The 18,348-nt window shown below is 53.6% G+C and carries 17 protein-coding genes and 2 tRNA genes; 8 read left to right on the plus strand and 11 right to left on the minus strand.

The window, feature by feature from the left end:
* Window positions 1-21 precede the first annotated feature (21 nt).
* The 5 genes from ACFPLB_RS08490 to tig all read left to right on the plus strand — a co-directional run bounded on the left by ACFPLB_RS08490 (window position 22) and on the right by tig (window position 3,701).
* Entirely contained in the window at window positions 22-1,146 is a 1,125-nt protein-coding gene (locus ACFPLB_RS08490; protein ID WP_378228923.1) for a DUF2157 domain-containing protein, read from the plus strand.
* A complete protein-coding gene (locus ACFPLB_RS08495) occupies window positions 1,143-1,727 on the plus strand; it encodes a GDYXXLXY domain-containing protein (protein WP_378228924.1) in 585 nt (194 codons plus the stop codon). Before ACFPLB_RS08490 ends, ACFPLB_RS08495 begins: the two co-directional genes overlap by 4 nt.
* A gap of 72 nt (window positions 1,728-1,799) precedes the next feature.
* A tRNA-Leu gene (locus ACFPLB_RS08500) sits at window positions 1,800-1,884 on the plus strand.
* Window positions 1,885-2,028: 144 nt separating this feature from the next.
* A complete protein-coding gene (locus tag ACFPLB_RS08505) occupies window positions 2,029-2,232 on the plus strand; it encodes a hypothetical protein (RefSeq protein ID WP_378228925.1) in 204 nt (67 codons plus the stop codon).
* A gap of 2 nt (window positions 2,233-2,234) precedes the next feature.
* Window positions 2,235-3,701, plus strand: coding sequence for a trigger factor (gene tig / locus ACFPLB_RS08510; protein ID WP_378228951.1), 1,467 nt, complete (start codon window positions 2,235-2,237; stop codon window positions 3,699-3,701).
* A 186-nt stretch (window positions 3,702-3,887) separates the two neighbouring features.
* Here tig and gpt read toward each other — a convergent pair whose 3' ends face one another.
* Window positions 3,888-4,388: a xanthine phosphoribosyltransferase gene (gene gpt / locus ACFPLB_RS08515; protein ID WP_378228926.1), complete on the minus strand. Its 501-nt coding sequence runs from the start codon at window positions 4,386-4,388 to the stop codon at window positions 3,888-3,890.
* A gap of 111 nt (window positions 4,389-4,499) precedes the next feature.
* On the minus strand, window positions 4,500-5,234 hold the full coding sequence (locus ACFPLB_RS08520) for a competence/damage-inducible protein A (RefSeq protein ID WP_378228927.1): 735 nt from the start codon (window positions 5,232-5,234) through the stop codon (window positions 4,500-4,502).
* A 235-nt stretch (window positions 5,235-5,469) separates the two neighbouring features.
* Here ACFPLB_RS08520 and wrbA point away from each other — a divergent pair, with 235 nt between their 5' ends.
* A complete protein-coding gene (gene wrbA / locus ACFPLB_RS08525; RefSeq protein ID WP_378228928.1) occupies window positions 5,470-6,069 on the plus strand; it encodes an NAD(P)H:quinone oxidoreductase in 600 nt (199 codons plus the stop codon).
* Window positions 6,070-6,129: 60 nt separating this feature from the next.
* On the opposite strand, the gene ACFPLB_RS08530 is transcribed toward wrbA, so the two are convergent.
* Window positions 6,130-6,369, minus strand: a complete 240-nt coding sequence (locus ACFPLB_RS08530; protein WP_378228929.1) for a hypothetical protein — start codon at window positions 6,367-6,369, stop codon at window positions 6,130-6,132.
* A 179-nt stretch (window positions 6,370-6,548) separates the two neighbouring features.
* The gene (locus ACFPLB_RS08535; RefSeq protein WP_378228930.1) at window positions 6,549-7,655 is read right to left on the minus strand and encodes an NADH:flavin oxidoreductase/NADH oxidase; all 1,107 of its coding nucleotides are present in this window, start codon (window positions 7,653-7,655) and stop codon (window positions 6,549-6,551) included.
* Between the two features lie 158 nt (window positions 7,656-7,813).
* On the opposite strand from ACFPLB_RS08535, the gene ACFPLB_RS08540 reads away from it, so the two are divergent.
* Window positions 7,814-7,899 (plus strand) — tRNA-Leu (locus ACFPLB_RS08540).
* Window positions 7,900-8,273: 374 nt separating this feature from the next.
* Here the strand turns inward: ACFPLB_RS08540 and ACFPLB_RS08545 are convergent.
* From ACFPLB_RS08545 to ACFPLB_RS08555, 3 genes are all read right to left on the minus strand, one after another.
* The gene (locus ACFPLB_RS08545) at window positions 8,274-10,244 is read right to left on the minus strand and encodes an AI-2E family transporter (RefSeq protein WP_378228931.1); all 1,971 of its coding nucleotides are present in this window, start codon (window positions 10,242-10,244) and stop codon (window positions 8,274-8,276) included.
* Between the two features lie 233 nt (window positions 10,245-10,477).
* Complete coding sequence (locus tag ACFPLB_RS08550; protein WP_378228932.1) at window positions 10,478-11,644, minus strand: alpha/beta hydrolase; 1,167 nt, start codon at window positions 11,642-11,644, stop codon at window positions 10,478-10,480.
* Window positions 11,645-11,911: 267 nt separating this feature from the next.
* Window positions 11,912-12,982, minus strand: a complete 1,071-nt coding sequence (locus ACFPLB_RS08555; RefSeq protein WP_378228952.1) for an alpha/beta hydrolase — start codon at window positions 12,980-12,982, stop codon at window positions 11,912-11,914.
* A gap of 196 nt (window positions 12,983-13,178) precedes the next feature.
* On the opposite strand from ACFPLB_RS08555, the gene ilvA reads away from it, so the two are divergent.
* The gene (ilvA, locus tag ACFPLB_RS08560) at window positions 13,179-14,435 is read left to right on the plus strand and encodes a threonine ammonia-lyase IlvA (RefSeq protein ID WP_378228933.1); all 1,257 of its coding nucleotides are present in this window, start codon (window positions 13,179-13,181) and stop codon (window positions 14,433-14,435) included.
* On the opposite strand, the gene ACFPLB_RS08565 is transcribed toward ilvA, so the two are convergent.
* The 4 genes from ACFPLB_RS08565 to groL form a co-directional block, all read right to left on the minus strand.
* Window positions 14,436-14,729 carry a Dabb family protein gene (locus ACFPLB_RS08565; RefSeq protein WP_378228953.1) on the minus strand — a complete coding sequence of 98 codons (294 nt, stop codon included), beginning with the start codon at window positions 14,727-14,729 and terminating at the stop codon, window positions 14,436-14,438.
* Window positions 14,730-14,916: 187 nt separating this feature from the next.
* Window positions 14,917-15,045 carry a hypothetical protein gene (locus tag ACFPLB_RS08570; protein ID WP_378228934.1) on the minus strand — a complete coding sequence of 43 codons (129 nt, stop codon included), beginning with the start codon at window positions 15,043-15,045 and terminating at the stop codon, window positions 14,917-14,919.
* 40 nt (window positions 15,046-15,085) lie between these two features.
* Window positions 15,086-16,483 carry a class II fumarate hydratase gene (fumC, locus tag ACFPLB_RS08575; RefSeq protein WP_378228935.1) on the minus strand — a complete coding sequence of 466 codons (1,398 nt, stop codon included), beginning with the start codon at window positions 16,481-16,483 and terminating at the stop codon, window positions 15,086-15,088.
* Window positions 16,484-16,693: 210 nt separating this feature from the next.
* Window positions 16,694-18,340, minus strand: a complete 1,647-nt coding sequence (groL, locus tag ACFPLB_RS08580; RefSeq protein WP_378228936.1) for a chaperonin GroEL — start codon at window positions 18,338-18,340, stop codon at window positions 16,694-16,696.
* Between the last annotated feature and the right edge of the window lie 8 nt (window positions 18,341-18,348).

Raw genomic sequence — 18,348 nt, forward strand, 5'->3', positions numbered from 1 at the left:
TGATTTGATAGGAAATAGCGAATGACGCGCTATATAAAGCAGCTCAGACATGATGCCGAACGCTGGGTTGCATCGGGTCTGATTGATCCTGAAACGGCCAAAAATCTGGTTCTCGACGCCCAGAAAAATGAGCGCCGCTCATTTGGGTCCAGTACCGTTCTCGCCATGATGGCGGCACTTTTGTTTTCGGCCGGAATTCTTATTTTCATTGCCGCCAACTGGGAATCCTTTCCGCGACTGGCGCGTGTGGGCGGGCTGTTTGCGCTGATTATTGGCGGCTATGTCGGCGGGGCGTTTGCCAGGCTCAATCATCATAATGCTGCGGCTGAAGCGCTCTGGATTATAGCAGCCGCTGCTTTTGGGGCCTCACTGGCCCTGATCGGGCAGATGTATCATATCAGCGGTGATGAAGCCGCAGCACTTTTGACATGGTGTGCTGCCACTGCACTGGCGGCTCTCGTCCTGCGCTCCGGACCTTTGACTGCAGCTTGTGTGGGTATTTCGATTGCCTGGCTTTCCGGGGCTGTGACCGGTGGATGGATAGGCGCTGCCAGCTATGGCCCGCCCATTTTATTTGTGCCGATCGTGGCTGTCTTATGGGGCATTTCCTACTGGACCGGAGCCAAGATGGCGCGTCATCTCATCCTGCTGTCTCTGATCGGCTATGTGGCGTGGTGTGCGCTTGATGGTGATGTTTTTATAACCTCTGCCCTGATGGCCTCTGTTTGCGCTGGCATTTTTGTCATGGCCTGTTTTATGCCGCAAGCAGTGGAGGCGATTGCCCGCCTTGATGGTCGCACGCCTCTTCATGCGCTGATCGGGTTTTGGGTCGCCATGATGCTGATCCAGTTCGATTTGGAGAAAGAAAGTGGATTTCCTGTTGCGGTCGCAATCACATTGGCAGGTATTGTGGGCGCACTCATCATGGCCGGACATACAAGTCGGGGCTTGCGCTGGATTGCCTATCTGGCCTTCGCCACCGAGTTGTGCCTCATTTATGCGCTGACCATGGGCACGATGCTCGGCACCGCAGGATTTTTCGTTTTTGCTGCTGTTTTGATGGGGCTTTTGGCCATGCTCATCATCAGGCTTGAGCGGCGCGCAAAAGATGCAGCACAGTCTGGTGCGCAAGGAGACGGGGCATGAGAAGTGGTCAAAAACTTGTTTGGGCTGCCCTTTTTCTGGCTTTGCTTCAGGCCGGGTTTCTGGGCTGGATGATTGTCAGCCGCGCTGCCGTTCTGCGCGATGGCCGGGAGGTGGTGCTGAAAGTTGAGCCAATTGACCCGCGTGATCTGCTGCGCGGAGATTATGTGATCCTCAATTACGATATTTCCTGGATTCCTCTGGCGATGATTGTCGATCAGGATGAGCTGCGCAGCAGAATGGATGGGCCGGGAAAGATGACGGTGCGGCTGGGCCAGAATGCCGACGGTTACTGGCAGGCCAAAAACGCATGGATTGGTAACGCACCATCAAGCGCTCCGGGCAAGGATGAGGTTGATATTGTGGGTCGGTTTTCTGCCCTGAACCGTCTCTATAGCCGTGAAGTGCGCGTCACTTATGGAATTGAACGATATTACCTGCCGGAAGGCGAGGGCCGGGCCATTGAACGCGATATGCGTATACGCGACTTTTCTGTTCGTGTGGCTGTAGCTGCGTCCGGTCAGGCGCAGATCAAGGCGCTGATGGATGAAGGCAAGGTGCTGTTTGAAGAGCCGCTTTATTGATTGCAAAACAGGGTGAAATTTTCATCCCGGCGTTGACAGCGGCCGGTCTTCGTGACATTTGCCGGGTCGGTTGCGGGTGTGGCGGAATTGGCAGACGCACTTGGTTTAGGTCCAAGCGCCGAGAGGCGTGGGGGTTCAAGTCCCTCCACCCGCACCATGATCTCCGTTAAGACAGATCCATGAATCTGCCTTGATACGATGCATAATCGGTCAAGGTGTCGCGCCTTTGCCTCGTGTTTAGGCGTTAAGATGGTTGAAAATTGGCCCCGCCTGTGACAAAAGGCGTGTCGAATGTGACGGGATGCGACGAACCGCTTCTGAAAAATATGAAAAAGACCAAAGAAACAAAGGTTTAATCATATTTCAGGAACGTCTCGGGCAAGTGGACCACTATTTTGTCTGCTTTTCCGGCTTCGCCCCGAAGCCAACCTCGGAAGAATATACCGGCAGGGCTGCTCGCGGTAAGAACCGTGTTGCAGTCTTTCAGGTCAAGATAAAGGTTTGATGATGCAGGTCACCGAAACGCTCAACTCCGGCCTCTCGCGCGAGATCAAGGTCGTCGTGCCGGCTGCCGATATGGAAGCCAGGCTCATGACGCGGCTTGCCGATGCCAGAGGCAAGGTCCGCATCAACGGCTTCCGGCCAGGCAAGGTGCCGATGGCGCATTTGCGCAAGGTTTACGGCAAGTCCTTCATGGCTGAGGTCGTCAACGAAATCCTCAATGATTCGCGCTCTATCCTTGTTGAACGCGGTGAAAAGGCTGCCATGCAGCCACAGATCGTCATGACCGAAGACGAGCAGGAAGCTGAAAAGATTCTGGCAGGCGGCGTCGATTTTGAGTTCAGCCTGAACTATGAGGTCATCCCCCCGATCGAAATCAAGGATTTTTCGAACATCAAGATAAACCGCCCCGTTTATGATGTTCCCGAATCGGAAATCGACGAGCAGGTGCAGCGTGTGGCTGAATCAGCCCGCAGCTATGAGCCAAAGGATGGCAAGGCCGCCAATGGCGACCGGGTAACCATTGATTATGTCGGCAAGATCGATGGTGAGGCTTTTGCCGGTGGTACAGGCGCTGACCAGCCGCTGGTTCTGGGCTCCGGAGAATTTATTCCCGGTTTTGAAGACCAGCTTGTCGGCATCAAGACAGGCGAAGAAAAGCAGATCACCGTCACCTTCCCTGAAAATTATCAGGCCGCCAATCTGGCTGGCAAGGAAGCTACTTTTGATGTCACCGTCAAGGAAGTGGCCAAGCCTGGCGAACTGGAAATCAATGACGAGACGGCAAAGGCGCTGGGACTGGAATCACTGGAGCGTCTGCGTGAGATCGTGCGTGGCCAGATCGAGAACCAGTTTGGGTCCATCACCCGCCAGAAGGTGAAGCGTCAATTACTCGATCAACTCGACAGCGCCTACACTTTTGAAACGCCCGCCAGGCTGGTGGAGTCCGAGTTCAACAATATCTGGAATCAGGTCAACCGAGACCTTGAAGCCGCTGGCCACACTTTTGCTGATGAAGATACCACTGAGGAAGAAGCCCGCGCTGAATATCAGAAGCTGGCTGAGCGCCGTGTGCGCCTTGGTCTGGTGCTGGCCGAAATTGGTGAAAAGGCTGGTTTGACGGTCTCTGAGGAAGAATTGCAGCGCGGCCTGTTTGAGCAGATTCGCCGCTTCCCCGGTGAGCAGCAGCAGGAAGTGTTCGAGTTCTATCGCGGCAATCCCGAGGCGCTGAACGCGCTGCGCGCGCCGATCTTTGAAGAAAAGGTGGTCGATCACCTTCTTGGCGAAATCTCGGTAACGGATCAGAAGGTCAGCAAGGAAGAATTGCTGGCTGAAGATGATGAAGACGAGACGGCAGTAAAGCCGGCGGCCAAGAAAAAGGCTGCGGCGAAGAAGGACGCTGCCAAGGACGAGGCTGAGGCTCCCAAGAAGAAGGCCGCACCGAAGAAAAAAGCTGAAAAAGACGCCGAATAATTCTAGAGCATTTTGTAGTCAGATGGAATCATCTGACGTCGCATAAATGCGGCTAAAACAAGAGCTTAGAGCATTTTATCTGTTTCCGTGAAAATAAGAAATGCTCTAGCTGCAAAAGGCTCTAAAACAATAAGGAAAGGCCGCCTCAAGGGCGGCCTTTCTTTATGGAAAACTGTAAAAAGATAATTATTTTACCTGATCATCAGCGATCGGCTTTTGATAGGTGAACCCCATATCCCAGGGAAAGAAAATCCAGGTATCCTGACTGACTTCGGTGATGAAGGTATCGACCTGCGGACGGCCTTTCGGCTTGGCATACATGGTGGCAAAATGCGCTTTTGGCAGCATGGCGCGCACAATAGCCGCCGTTTTGCCGGTATCGGTCAGATCATCGATGATGAGAATCGATTCGCCGCCATTTTCCAGCAATGTCGGGTTTACTTCCTTGAGAACCTGCAATTGCCCTTGTGAGGCATAGTCATGATATGAGGCCACGCACACGGTCTCGATGATGCGGATACCCAGTTCGCGTGAAATCACGGCAGCAGGAACCAGCCCGCCTCTGGTGATGCAGACGATGGCTTTCCATTTCTGGTTGATCCCGGAAAGCCGCCACGCTAGGGCGCGGGCGTCACGGTGGAATTGATCCCAAGATATGGGAAAGGCTTTGTCTTCAGGCATGGACATTCAGACACACTCCGCAGACGCGCGAAATCGCGCAGGTGACATGGAATGCGCTCGGAATTAGCGCCAAATGAATATGTTTGGCAAGTGGAAGTCCCGATTGTGGCTACAAGTTCAGGTCGTCAGGCTTTTCACCATGGCCTCGACATCCTTGCGGGCTGCCTCCAGCACATCTTGCGAGCGGGCGCGAACCACCAGTTCTGTCATAAAATGACCTTCCCCGAATCTGGGATAAGAACCGATGATGGTGAGGGGGTGGGATTTTTGAATTTCGGCAAGCGGCCCGCCAATAATGCCTTCACCCAACGGGCAGGACACCGTTGCTGACAGCATTTTTATACCTGTTTCCAGCGTTGGCAGCACCTTGTCGAGCATGGCTTGAAAAACGGATGGCACACCGGCCATGACATGAACATTGCCGATGCGAAATCCGGGAGCAACTGAAACAGGGTTTTCAATATGTGTGGCCCCGCGGGGCAGTCTGGCCATACGTTTGCGGGCATCGGTAAATTCCAGGCCGCGCTTTGTGTAATGGGATTCCAGCAGACTATACGCAGCAGCATCATAGTCACAGGGCACATCAAAAGCTTTGGCGATGGAATCGGCTGTGATGTCATCATGTGTCGGGCCAATGCCGCCCGAGGTAAAAATATAAGTGTAACGCTGGCGCACATCATTGAGGGCTGCGACGATATCTTCTTCATCGTCGAGTACGATACGCACTTCCTTCAGGTCAATGCCAATCGCTGTCATGATGTCGGCAAGGTAGCCGATATTCTGGTCCTTGGTGCGGCCCGACAGAATTTCATCGCCAATCACAAGCATGGCGGCGGTGATCACTTTTGGCATGGACGGCTCCCGAGTTTCTATCACGCAGCTTCATACCGCTCTCCTGATAGAGTGCAAGACCAGAGCATTTTTTGCAGGTTTGAAGGTCATATCCGCCATCAAAAATATTCGAATAACAGTGAACGGTGTGTCTGCATAACCGTGCTTTTATATGAACAGAAATGCTCTAAATCTCTCAAAGGTAATGAAAGCGGGCAGGGCGCTTGCAAATTGTAATGACAGAGAGATAGACGAAATGGCGAAAGTGCTTGTTCTTTATTATTCGAGCTGGGGTCATATGGAGCAGATGGCCAATGCTGCTGCGGAAGGGGCACGTGAAGCTGGTGCTGAAGTCACCGTCAAACGGGTTCCTGAACTGGTTCCGGAAGCGATTGCCAAGGCCGCCTATTACAAGCTCGATCAGGCAGCACAAATTGCCGAGCCGCTTGAGCTGGAAAATTACGATGCCATCATCCTTGGTGTTTCCACCCGCTTTGGCGCGATGGCGTCACAGCTGAAGAATTTTCTGGATCAGACGGGTCCGCTGTGGGCCAAGGGCGCGCTGGTCAACAAGGTTGGCTCGGTGATGGCATCAACAGCCACCCAGCATGGCGGCGCCGAGATCGCACTTATTTCCTCACAGGCCATGCTTCAGCATCATGGCATGATCATCGTACCGCTGTCTTATGCCTATCAGGGGCAGATGGGCAATGATGTGGTGCGCGGTGGTGCACCCTATGGCATGACAACCACCAGTGAAGGTGATGGTTCGCGTCAGCCTTCAAAGCAGGAACTTGAAGGGGCCCATTTTCAAGGCAAGCGTGTGGCGGAAATCACCATCAAGCTACACGGCTAAAACAGAAGCTTAGAGTAATTTTGCAGGCAGGTGGAAACATCTGGCTGCAAAAGACTTCGGCTATTCCAACACTTCGGTTTGCGGTCGGTCGCTTCCATCTGACAGTTCCTCATGCCATGTGCCGGAACTGTCTTCATAGGCAATGCCGTTTGTTGCACCTGATATTTGCTGCTCCTTTGCAGCGCGTTCTGCAGCCTTCAAAGCGCTGTTGCGGTCGGCAAAAGTTTCGGAAAAAGTGGAGCCGACCTGATAGGCGAAACCACCATCATGCTCCACGATTTTATAAATAACTCTGGTCATTGCTGTTCTCCATCTCTTGCTTGTTGAAAGCATGATTGAAGAATGCCGGACCGCCCAGTTGGTTGCCTCTTAAAGCGCGTCGCTTTTCTTTCAGATTCACGCGCCACGCTTTAAGCTATTGTTATAACGCATGTCTTTATCCCGAAACTGGTTCTTAAGTCTTGGGAGACAGGCTTTAATTATTCGCTGGAGGCCGCCCAGTGGCGCATGGTGGTCATGGCGCGTTGCAATTGCGGGGCAACAGCAATTTCCACACCCAGTGCCGCAGCCGCACGCCACCCCCAGCGCGGATCAGCCAGAAAGGCGCGGCCGAGCGCGACTATATCGGCCTGGCCACTGGCAATCACCTCTTCTGCCTGTTGTGGCTGTGTAATAAGGCCGACCGCACGCACAGGAATATCTGCCCCCTTACGCACCGCTTCAGCCAGATGAACCTGATATAGCGGCCCGGTCGGCAGTTTTTGAGCAGGCGAATTGCCGCCGCTTGAACAGCAGATATAAGAAACCCCCTCAGCCTTGAGCATTTTTGCCACCTCGATGGCTTCATCTACAGTAAAACCGCCCTCCACCCAGTCCGTCACGGACAGGCGTATGCCAAGCATGAGGGAAGAAACAGCTTTGCGAACGGCTCGCACCACCTCCACGGCAAAACGCATCCGGTTTTCCAATGACCCGCCCCAGCGATCACTGCGCTGGTTGGAAAGAGGCGACAGGAACTGGAAAATCAGATAGCCATGCGCCCCGTGCAGTTCGATGAAATCATAGCCGATGCGTTGTGCTCGCTTTGCCGCATCGGCAAATTGTTCGACAAGCTGCCAGATTTCTTCTTCGCTCAGCGCATGAGGCGTTTGCCAGCCTTTATCATAGGCAATGGCGGAAGCAGAAACGACAGGCCACGGATCTTCATTTAAGCGTAGAGGGCCGCCGCCCCCTTCCCATGGGCGACGGTTGGAGGCCTTGCGCCCGGCATGGGCAAGCTGGGGCCCAAATTTTGTTCCGGGTAGAGCTACACGTCTGGCGGCATCCAGTGCGCGCCTGGCTGATGCTTCATTGGCGTTTGAGTAAAGACCAAGACAACCATGGCTGATACGTCCGCGCCGCTCTACATTGGTCATTTCCACGGTAATCATGCCAGCGCCCGACATGGCAAGGTTCATCCAGTGCTGGATATGCCAGTCGGTGGCTGAACCGTCATCAGCCGAATATTGGCACATGGGCGCAACAGCAATGCGGTTGGGCAATTCAAGGTCGCCAAGGGTGATGGGCTGAAAAAGTGCTGCACTCATTTTTTAAAAAAAGCTTTCGTAAAATTGTTGGGTAGGCTCGACTGGCAAAACATCATTGCCAGAATTGGGCCAAATATCAGCGCGCATATTCACCTTTTACGGTGAACTGTTCAAACAGCAGTTGACGAATGATCAATAAGACGTGAGAAACGGCACGTGCGGACGTGGCGGAATTGGTAGACGCAAGGGACTTAAAATCCCTCGATCTTTGATCGTACGGGTTCGATTCCCGTCGTCCGCACCACAGATATTTTGCATTTGATTGGTTCAATTTGCAATTTTTGGCAGGTGCTGGCATTCTTGCAGGAGGCAAGCTCTAATTTATGACGCATGATGACCATGCGATCGCCGGTAACAGGCCTGTCAAGAAATAAACCGCCATGCTGCTGACCAGTGCGGCCCAAACATAAAGCGCCCATGCCCAAGGGCGTGGCTCACCGCCTGTATAATCCATAATTAAATTATCTCCCGCCTTGCCCATTCAAATTAACCATAAAGAATGGTGGGAGCCAAGCTGCTGTCTGGAAAAAGGCTTGTCATGGCTTTGATTGCCAACCCGTTTGTTTCAGCTGTGCGGGAACTGGCGCCTTTGTTCGCTATCTAAAGCCTGCTATTTTATCAGGTGGGGGACGGTTCAGGGGCAGGGCTGGTTCTTTTCGCTGGCGGTTTTAATCGCGCTATCCGTCGGGGAGCGTTTTTAACACGAACAGGCTCTTGTTTCGTCAAACCGGCAATAACTGCCTCCGAGGCACTGGAAGCAATGAAATCGGCCCCGATCGCGTCTGTCCGGCCCTTGATAAAGCCACCTTCGACAGGAACGAGAATCCCGACCCTCAAACCCGGACGCAATGTCTTGAGACGACGCACCACAATGCGCGCATGGCTTGCAGATGCCGGATTGAGAAAGGTGATGATGACCACATCGACCTTGTCGAGCGCCAATTGACGTGCAGCCAGCGGCTGGAGGTTTTCATAAGAAATCGAGGTTGCGGTTGCACCTTGCACCTCCAATATCTGGGCAAGCATGGCAGCGGCTGCATCATCAATATCGCCACGACCACCGGCGCATAAAAGTTTTACGCCCTCGCCATCGGGCAAGAGATCGACAAGCGTTTCATCCTCTTCCTGCAAGAGGTTGGCAGGTCTGGTTTCTATCTCGTTTTCTTCTTCGTTTTCTTCCTCGACTGCAATTTCTTGCAGATTGGTGACAAGTGTCTGAACCGTCATGTAAAGGCGCTGGGATTGCTCGTTTCGCAAAGCGCCGCGCTGTCGGTCCTGCTCGGCAAGCAGCAAGGCTGGAATGCCGATTGTGTCGTAATAATCGACGAGATATTTTTTCTCCAGAAACTCTTCCGCCTTATCGGTTGCTTCATCGGCATTGCCGGATAAAAGCCGCTGGTAAAGCTGTGTTGGCGGGTCGAGAACCGGCTCATTGCCCAGCAAGACACCCAGAAATTCAAACTGCGGAACATAGCGCCCAAGCACCACCATGCACACGGTCAGCGGTGTTGAAAGAAGCAGACCAAGCGGTCCCCACAGCCATGTCCAGAAAATGGCTGCAACAATAATGGCCAGCGGTGACAGGCCGGTTTTTGAGCCATAAAGCAATGGCTCAATAATATTGCCACTGATCAGTTCCATGATCAGAAACAGAGCAGCCGTCCACAATAGCAGCGACCAGCCGGGTGAGACTGCAAGGGCAAGAAACAACGGGAATATCATGCCGATGGCCGGGCCAATATAGGGAACAAAGCGCAGGACCAGCGTAAGCAGACCCCATAAAAACGCATTGGGAATGCCAAGCAACCATAAGCCGGCAGTTATCGGGACAGCATAGAGGGTGTTGACCACCAGTTGCATCAGCAGATAGTGCCCGACCCGCGTGCCTGCCTCTTGCAACGCTTCAGTTGTTCGATGCACGTCACTATATCCGACAAGCCGGATGAAGCGGTCGCGAAGGTCTTCGCGCTCAAGCAGCATGAAGATGACGACGACGATAACAAGACCGGCGGTTGTGAATGGGCTGACCAGCGGGGTGATAACGTTTTTCAACGTCTCGATTGTGCTGTCTTGCGCAATGATCTTGACCGGCATCGGGTTTTCTTCAGGAACTGCCTGAGCGTCAGTCTGTACGGTCTGGGTGCTGGCTTGTAATTCGGCTCCAATGCGCTGCATGGCGCTGCTGAGACGGTCAATAATGCCGCCATTTGCTCCCATTTCCTTGAGCGAATGCACTTTTGTGATGATATTGGACTGATAGGTTGGAATGTTCTGCGCCAGATTGGTGACCTGCGTTGCGACTATCGCTCCCAGCAGGCCAAGGGCCGCGAATGTAAGCGTTACGGTCAAAATAACGGCTGCGGGTTTGGGCAACCCTTTTTTACGCAGGAATGTTACAATCGGCGCCAGAGCAAATGTCAGCAAAAAAGCGGCAGCAACCGGCAGGAAGACCTCACGGCCAAGGTAAAGAATGGCGGAAACACCGACCAGCGATATGAGCCCGGGCAGGGAAGCCCTTTGAGACGGGATCGTTTCAACCCGGCTTTGCGATGCGTATTGAGTGTTGGAAAGCGTTTTGCCTGATGTCATTTGGCAATCCTTATCTTTTCCTCACGCATCTTGAGCAAGGCAGATGCAAAACCAGTATGGCGAGTAAAAGTTCCAAAGATCAAAGGATATCAGGTGAAAGTTTATTTTAAAGCGCGTCGCGCTTCTTTCAGATTCTCGCACCCCGCTTTAAGCTTTTGTTTTTACGCATGTCTTTATCTCGAAACTGGTTCTTGAGTTCGAGAGGCAGGCTTTAGGCTTCTGGCCCTAAACTCTCAATTGCCGACAGCAATCGACAAGACCCTGAATGGCGTGGTGATGATAATGTCGGCCACGGATCCGACAGCCTGACCAATATCCTTGCCAAGTGTGCCCCCCCCAAGTCCGCCAAAATCATCAGTGGCAGCAGCGGCAAGGCCATCATTTCTAAGCTCACGCCCCAGTAATTTTACCAAAAAAGGATTGTCGGCGAATTTGGCATGGTTGAGTCGGCCACCTGACGTGGCCTGTGTCAGGTCAACCACGGTAACGCCAAGAGCGGCAAGATCGGCCGCATCGCTATAGTCGCCCACCCGAGGCTTGTCGCCGGAAAGGAAGCTGGAAAGCTGAAGGGCGCGGTCATCGTCAGACAACAGGACGACGAAAGGATGCTCAGGTTTGCCATAGCGCTGCATCTGCTTTTTGAAAACATCGACATCAATATCGGGCGAGGCAAGAACCACAATGCCAAGCTTGCCGCCAAGCGTGCGATCACCACTGATAGCAAGCTGGCGCAAAGCCTCCATCGTCACCCAGTTTCCCATCGAGTGGGCAATGATGTCGATGCTTTTGGCTTTGGTCGTGGCCAGCATTTTTAACAAGGCTTCCAGATCGTCACGCGCGGCATTGGCGCTTTCCTTGTCGTAAAGGTAGCCGGTGGTTTTTGCCGCTGACGCCCATGAGAACAGAACTGGTGTTCCAACATATCCGGTATCGTGAACAATCTGGGTGACACGATAGATCCCGTCATCAAAGCCATTATTGAAGCCATGGATGAAAACCAGAATGCGCTCGCCTTCATGGTCGACGACACTGGCATTGACAGCTTTTTCAAACTGCGATGCGCTCTTGTAGAAATTCACACGCTGTGCGGTAAAATTTTTGGCAGGGTCTGCCGGAGCCCGCCCCTTTGCGCGTTCGATCCTGCCGGTTTCATGAATTTTTGGGACAGTGATCTCGACCTGGGCATAGGCGATAGTGGGAGAGCGCTCACCACCATAGACAATGCGCGGCTGGCTGGTTGAGGCGCGGCGGGTGGTAGCGACAAAAATCTCATGCTGCGCCGCAATTTCAGCCGTGCTGGCTGGAAAAATGGAGGTATTGAGCAGTTCGTGCCGGTTTGTGGCAACACATCCGGCAGTCAACGCCACAAGCGCTATCGCCAATAAGGTCTTGATACGCACTGTGCTCTTGCTCCTGAAGTTGTGGCGTTTAAAACATACAACCAGTAACGGCAGAAAATGTCCCGGTCCAGAGCATTTTGCAGCCAGATGATTTCATTTGGCGTCGCACAAATGCGGCTAAAACAAAAGCTTAGAGCATTTTGTGAGTACAGATGATACCATCTGGCGCTACATAAATGCGGCTAAAAAACAGATGAGCGCCCTTTGCACATTCGACAGGGCGCATGGCGCTTTATCCCTGCCAGTTCAAGAAAAAGGAGGCGCTTATCACAATCCGGCGCTGGTCACTTGCCGGATCCGGTCCGTAATGTCGCGCTCACTGGCAAAGCCGTCATCCTCACGCAAATGTTGCCCCAGCATCTGCACCATTGCAGGATTGTCTGCAAATTTGGTGTGATTAAAGCTGTCTGCCCCCTTTGCGGTGGAAAGATCGATGACAGTGACCCCATAGCGCTCCAGTTCCGCGCTGGCATTGGCATAATCACCAACGCGCGGGCGTGAACCAGCAAGTATTCCTGAAAGCCGCAACGCCCTGTCATCTTTGGAAAGCAGAAGGATAAAAGGTTTTTGTGGTTTGCCATAGCGCTGCATCTGGCTTTTGAAAACATCGACATCAATGTCGGGAGAAGCCAGCACCACATCGCCAAGCTTGCCGCCAAGATCACGATTTCCGGTCAGGGCAAGCTGGCGCAGCGTTTCCATCGTCACCCATGTTCCCATGGAATGAGCCACCACATCGATGCGCCGGGCGCCGCTTTGGGCCAGCAGGCGCAGTGTGATTTCAAGCTGGTCGCGGGCCGCACTGGCGCTTTCCTTGTCATAGACATAGCTGGTGGTGGAGCCGCCCGAAGCCCAGGAAAACAGCACCGCAGTGCCTGGGTAGCCCGAATCATGCACGATCTGCGCAGCGCGATAGACACCGGCATCAAACCCCGTATTGTAGCCATGAACAAAAACCATGACCCGATCGCCACGGGCTGCAATATCGGCACTCAGCGCCTGTGAAAATTGCGGCCCACCCGGATAGCCGACAGCATCGGAGGCCATGAAATATTTTGCCGGATCATCCGAACTACCCCGCTTGCGCCGCTCGATCCGGCCTGTCTTGTGCTCACGCGGAACCGTGACATTGACGCGGGCGAAATTGAGAGAACCGGAGCGTTCATTGTCAAAAACTTTTGACGGATCATCTGAGCGCTTGCGGGTCGAGGCGATGAAGATCGAATGATTGCCAGCAATATCACTAACGGAAACCGGCACGATAGCGCTGCCCAGAATCTCTTCCGACCTGTTGCTGGTGCAACCGGCGAGAAACAAAAAAAGCACAAGGATGAGCAGGGGCTTCAGGTGCAATTGAAGATTTCCGTTATTTTGTGAGGCGTATAGTCGTGTATTGAACCAACCGCAGAGTGCGGCGGAAGTAAGTCGAACTGTCCATTGGCAAGCGGTTGATCCTTCATAAGCGCTTCAGTGTTGCCAAAAGGTCGAATTCACGGCAGGAACACCGCTCATTTAAGAATATCGGGATGACAAGATGACAGGCTTTGTCGACAAGGTTGCAGCAGCCGCACAAGAGATCAGGGCAATTTTTCCGCAAACGCCATTGCAGAAAAATGAATATCTGTCGCGCAAATATGGTGCGCGCATTTTTCTCAAGCGGGAAGACCTGTCGCCGGTGCGCTCTTACAAGATCAGAGGCGCGTTAAATTTTTTCCGCAAGGCGCTGATTTTGGATGGCAGTGCAGATCTGTTTGTCTGTGCTTCAGCTGGCAATCATGCACAAGGCTTTGCCTTTGTCTGTCAGCATTTCAAGCGCAAGGGCGTGGTTTTCATGCCGGTCACCACACCTCAGCAAAAGATCAACAAGACGCGCATGTTTGGCGGCGAATTTGTCGAGATCAGGCTGGTGGGAGACTTTTTTGACGATTGCTATCAGGCCGCGCTGGATTTTACGAAAAGTGCAGGCGCCCACATGGTACCGCCCTTCGATCACAAGAACATCATTGAAGGGCAGGCAACGGTTGCCCAAGAGATTGTTGAACAATTGGGGCCGGGCAGGGTGCCTGACATTGTCCTGCTGCCGGTTGGTGGCGGTGGTCTGGCGGCGGGTGTCACTCAATATTTTCAGGCCATTGATCAGGCGTCCCAATTCATTTTCTGCGAACCGGCAGGCGCCCCCAGCTTCATGCGCAGTCTGGCGGCGGGCAAGCGGGTCAAGCTTTCCTTGATGGATAATTTTGTCGATGGCGCAGCCGTTGGTGAGATAGGGCGGGAAAATTTTCAATTATTGAAGGGCTTTGGGCCTGAAACATGCCGCCTGGTGCCTGAAAATCGCCTGTGTGCCACCATGATTGAAATGCTGAATGTTGAAGGTGTCGTTCTGGAGCCTGCAGGCGCGCTAACCATTGATGTGCTGAAGGATTTTGCGAAAAAAGACCTTCGCGGCAAGACAGTGGTGGCTGTCGTTTCAGGCGGCAATTTTGATTTTGAACGGCTGCCGGATGTGAAGGAGCGGGCGCTGCGCTTTGAGGGCCTGAAGAAATATTTCATCATCCGTTTGCCGCAGCGACCCGGCGCGCTCCGGGATTTTCTGGAAATGCTTGGACCTGACGACGATATTGCCCGCTTTGAATATCTGAAGAAATCAGCGCGCAATTTTGGTTCGGTGCTGATTGGCATCGAGACGAAGGACAGGCGCAATTTCACGACACTCAAGGCCCGATTTGATGCTGAAGGCATACAATATCAGGACATCAGTGACGATGAGACATTAGCAAATTTTATTATCTAACTATTTGTCTGCGGCAATCACATCGGCGGAAAAACGCATTTCGCGCATCGGACGCACATTGGCGGTCGTCTGCCCATAAATCGGATCGGCCTTATAGGCGTGCAGTGCCGCCTCATTTTCAAACTCGGCATAAACGACGATATCAACCTCGTTTTCATACAGGTCGAGTTTGCGATTGAGCGTCACTTCAAAATGGCTGGAATGAGGAATACGGCCCAGATTCATCAAGCCTTCACGGACAGTCTCAACATCCGTACCTGGCTTGACACTGAAAAAGATGATGTGCCGGATCAAATCGGCCTCCTGAAGGGTGAACAAAGGCAGCAGACGCCACCGGCGCATTGCATTTCATGTTGTTTTGATTAGAGCGCCGTGCGTCCTATCGGACGCACAAAGGACGCTCTAACTATTTGAATGAGCATCGGAATTATCCAAAAACCGATTCCACTTTTCGGTCCGATGCTCTAAGGGCAGGACTGCGTCAACCAGTGACCATGCGCACCATGTTATTCAAGGTTTTCACACCCGCATTGATGTAGTGGCCTCCATTATAGAGGCCGTCCCAGATTAAAAAGCAGGTGATGATCATAATCACAATAACGTAGCGCATGGCTTTCTATTGCCTGAAAACACCGCATAAAGCCAGAGGCTCAGCCCGGATGCGTCATATCTTGCGGGCGCACGATGCGATCATAATCTTCAGCGCTGACCAGACCCGTTGCCAGCGCTTCTTCGCGCAAGGTTGTGCCATTCTTGTGCGCGGTCTTGGCAATTTGAGCCGCCGCATCATAGCCAATGGTCGGGGCAAGGGCAGTGACCAGCATCAAGGAGCGATCCAGCGACTGTTTGATATTATCTTCGCGCGCCTCAATGCCGACAATGCAATTGTCGGTAAAGGAGATGGAGGCATCCGCCAAAAGCCTGACGGACTGGAGGAAATTATAAGCCATCAGCGGGTTGTAGACATTCAGTTCAAAATGGCCCTGACTGCCCGCAAAACCCAACGCCGCATTATTGCCGAACACCTGCACGCAAACCTGCGTCAGGGCCTCACACTGGGTGGGGTTGACCTTGCCGGGCATGATGGATGAACCCGGCTCGTTTTCCGGCAGGGCAAGCTCACCCAGACCAGCGCGCGGGCCAGAGCCAAGAAAGCGGATATCATTGGCAATCTTGAACAGCGACATGGCCACCGTGTTGATTGCACCATGCGTGAACACCATGGCGTCATGGGCGGCAAGCGCCTCGAACTTGTTGGGGGCCGAGGTGAACGCAAGACCGGTGATGGCTGAAATCTTTTCAGCCACTTTTTCGGCAAAGCCAAACGGAGCGTTCAGCCCGGTGCCAACGGCAGTACCGCCCTGCGCCAGTTCCATCAATGCGGGCAGCGTCATTTCAATCCGCTCAATGCCGTTCTTGACCTGCTGCGCATAGCCGGAAAATTCCTGTCCCAGCGTCAGCGGCGTTGCATCTTGCGTGTGGGTGCGGCCGATCTTGACAATATGGTCAAAGGCTTTGGCCTTGGCGTCAAGCGCTGCATATATATGTTTGAGTGCAGGCAATAGATCGTGAACCACCTGCTCGGCACAGGCAATATGCATGGCCGTTGGGTAGGTATCGTTGGACGACTGACTCATATTGACGTGATCATTGGGATGGATCGGCTTTTTGGAGCCCATTTTGCCGCCAAGCTTTTCAATGGCCCGGTTGGAGATCACCTCATTGGTATTCATGTTGGACTGGGTGCCGGAGCCGGTTTGCCAGACCACCAGCGGAAAATGCTCATCAAGCTTGCCGTCGATAACGTCTTGTGCCGCTTCCACAACAGAAGCGCCGATGGCCGGATCAAGCTTGCCCAGTTCCATATTGGTTTCGGCAGCGGCACGCTTGACGATGCCCAGCGCACGAATGATCGAGGCTGGCTGCTTTTCCCAGCCGATCCTGAAATTGTCGAGGGAGCGTTGCGCCTGAGCACCCCAATAGCGATCGGCAGCCACTTCGATCGGGCCAAACGTATCGGTTTCGGTTCTGGTCTGGTGAGCGCTCACTGCCGGTCTCCTGAAAATGAGGATTAGGATAGCTTTGGCCTATCGCTTTGCTCTTCCAGCTTCAAGAAAAGAATGGTCGGGAAAATATTCAAATCGTTTGAACTTCCCAAGGGCAGCGATGCGGACAAAGCCGGACATATTTTGCAAAGGAATGAAGATAAAGAAAAGGGCGACTTAAAGCCGCCCTTTCCAATCGGTATCAGGACTTTCTTAGAAGCCCATGCCACCCATGCCGCCCATGCCACCCATGTCAGGCATGGCAGGAGCTGCAGCTTCCTTGCGCGGAGCATCAGCAATCATGGCTTCGGTGGTGACCAGCAGACCGGCTACGGAAGCCGCATCCTGAAGGGCTGTGCGCACAACCTTGACCGGATCGACAATGCCGAGCTGGATCAGATCGCCATATTCGTCGGTCGCAGCATTGTAGCCGAAGGTGACGCTGTCGTTTTCAAGGATCTTGCCGACAATGATGGAGGCTTCCGCACCCGCATTGTTGGCAATCTGGCGAGCCGGAGCCTGAAGGGCGCGGCGAACGATGGCAATACCGGCAGCCTGATCGGCATTGGCGCCTTCAGTCTTGATGGCCTGCGTTGCACGCAGCAGGGCAACACCGCCACCGGGGACGATGCCTTCTTCAACGGCAGCGCGCGTGGCGTTCAGAGCATCGTCAACGCGATCCTTCTTTTCCTTGACCTCAACTTCGGTCGAACCGCCAACGCGGATGACAGCAACGCCACCAGCCAGCTTGGCAAGACGTTCCTGAAGTTTTTCGCGGTCGTAGTCGGAAGTGGTCTCTTCGATCTGAGCCTTGATCTGGCCAACGCGGGCTTCGATCTCGTTCTTCTGACCGGCGCCATCAACGATGGTGGTATTTTCCTTCTCGATGCGCACCCGCTTGGCGCGGCCCAGCATGTCGATGCTGACGTTTTCCAGCTTGATGCCGAGATCTTCGGAGATGACCTGACCACCGGTAAGGATGGCGATGTCTTCCAGCATGGCCTTGCGGCGATCACCAAAGCCGGGAGCCTTGACAGCGGCAATCTTCAGGCCGCCACGCAGCTTGTTGACGACCAGCGTAGCCAGAGCCTCGCCTTCAACGTCTTCGGCAATGATGAGCAGGGGCTTCGAGGTCTGAACGACAGCCTCAAGAACCGGCAGCATGGCCTGCAGGTTGGAGAGCTTCTTTTCGTGAAGCAGGATGTAAACATCCTCAAGCTCGGCAACCATCTTGTCAGGGTTGGTGATGAAGTAAGGCGACAGATAGCCACGATCAAACTGCATGCCTTCGACGACTTCAAGCTCGGTCTCGGCCGTCTTGGCTTCCTCGACGGTGATGACACCCTCGTTGCCAACCTTCTGCATGGCCTTGGCGATCATCTCGCCGATTTCTTTTTCGCCATTGGAGGAAATGGTGCCGACCTGGGCAACTTCTTCCGAAGTCTTGATCTTGGTGGCCTTCTTGAGAAGATCAGCAACAACTTCGGCAACAGCCTGATCGATGCCGCGCTTCAGATCCATCGGGTTCATGCCGGCGGCAACAGCCTTGTGGCCTTCCTGAACGATGGCCTGGGTCAGAACCGTGGCGGTGGTGGTGCCGTCACCGGCCTTGTCATTGGTCTTGGAAGCGACTTCGCGAACGAGCTGAGCGCCCATGTTCTCGAACTTGTCTTCCAGTTCGATTTCCTTGGCGACGGAAACGCCGTCCTTGGTGATGCGCGGAGCGCCGAAGGACTTGTCGATAACAACGTTGCGGCCCTTGGGACCAAGGGTGACCTTGACCGCGTCGGCAAGGATGTTGACGCCGCGCAGCATGCGCTCGCGGGCATCACGGGAGAATTTTACGTCTTTGGCAGCCATTGCTTACT

Origin of the sequence: Aquamicrobium segne, assembly GCF_042656785.1 — a bacterium.
Taxonomy (GTDB): domain Bacteria; phylum Pseudomonadota; class Alphaproteobacteria; order Rhizobiales; family Rhizobiaceae; genus Mesorhizobium; species Mesorhizobium segne.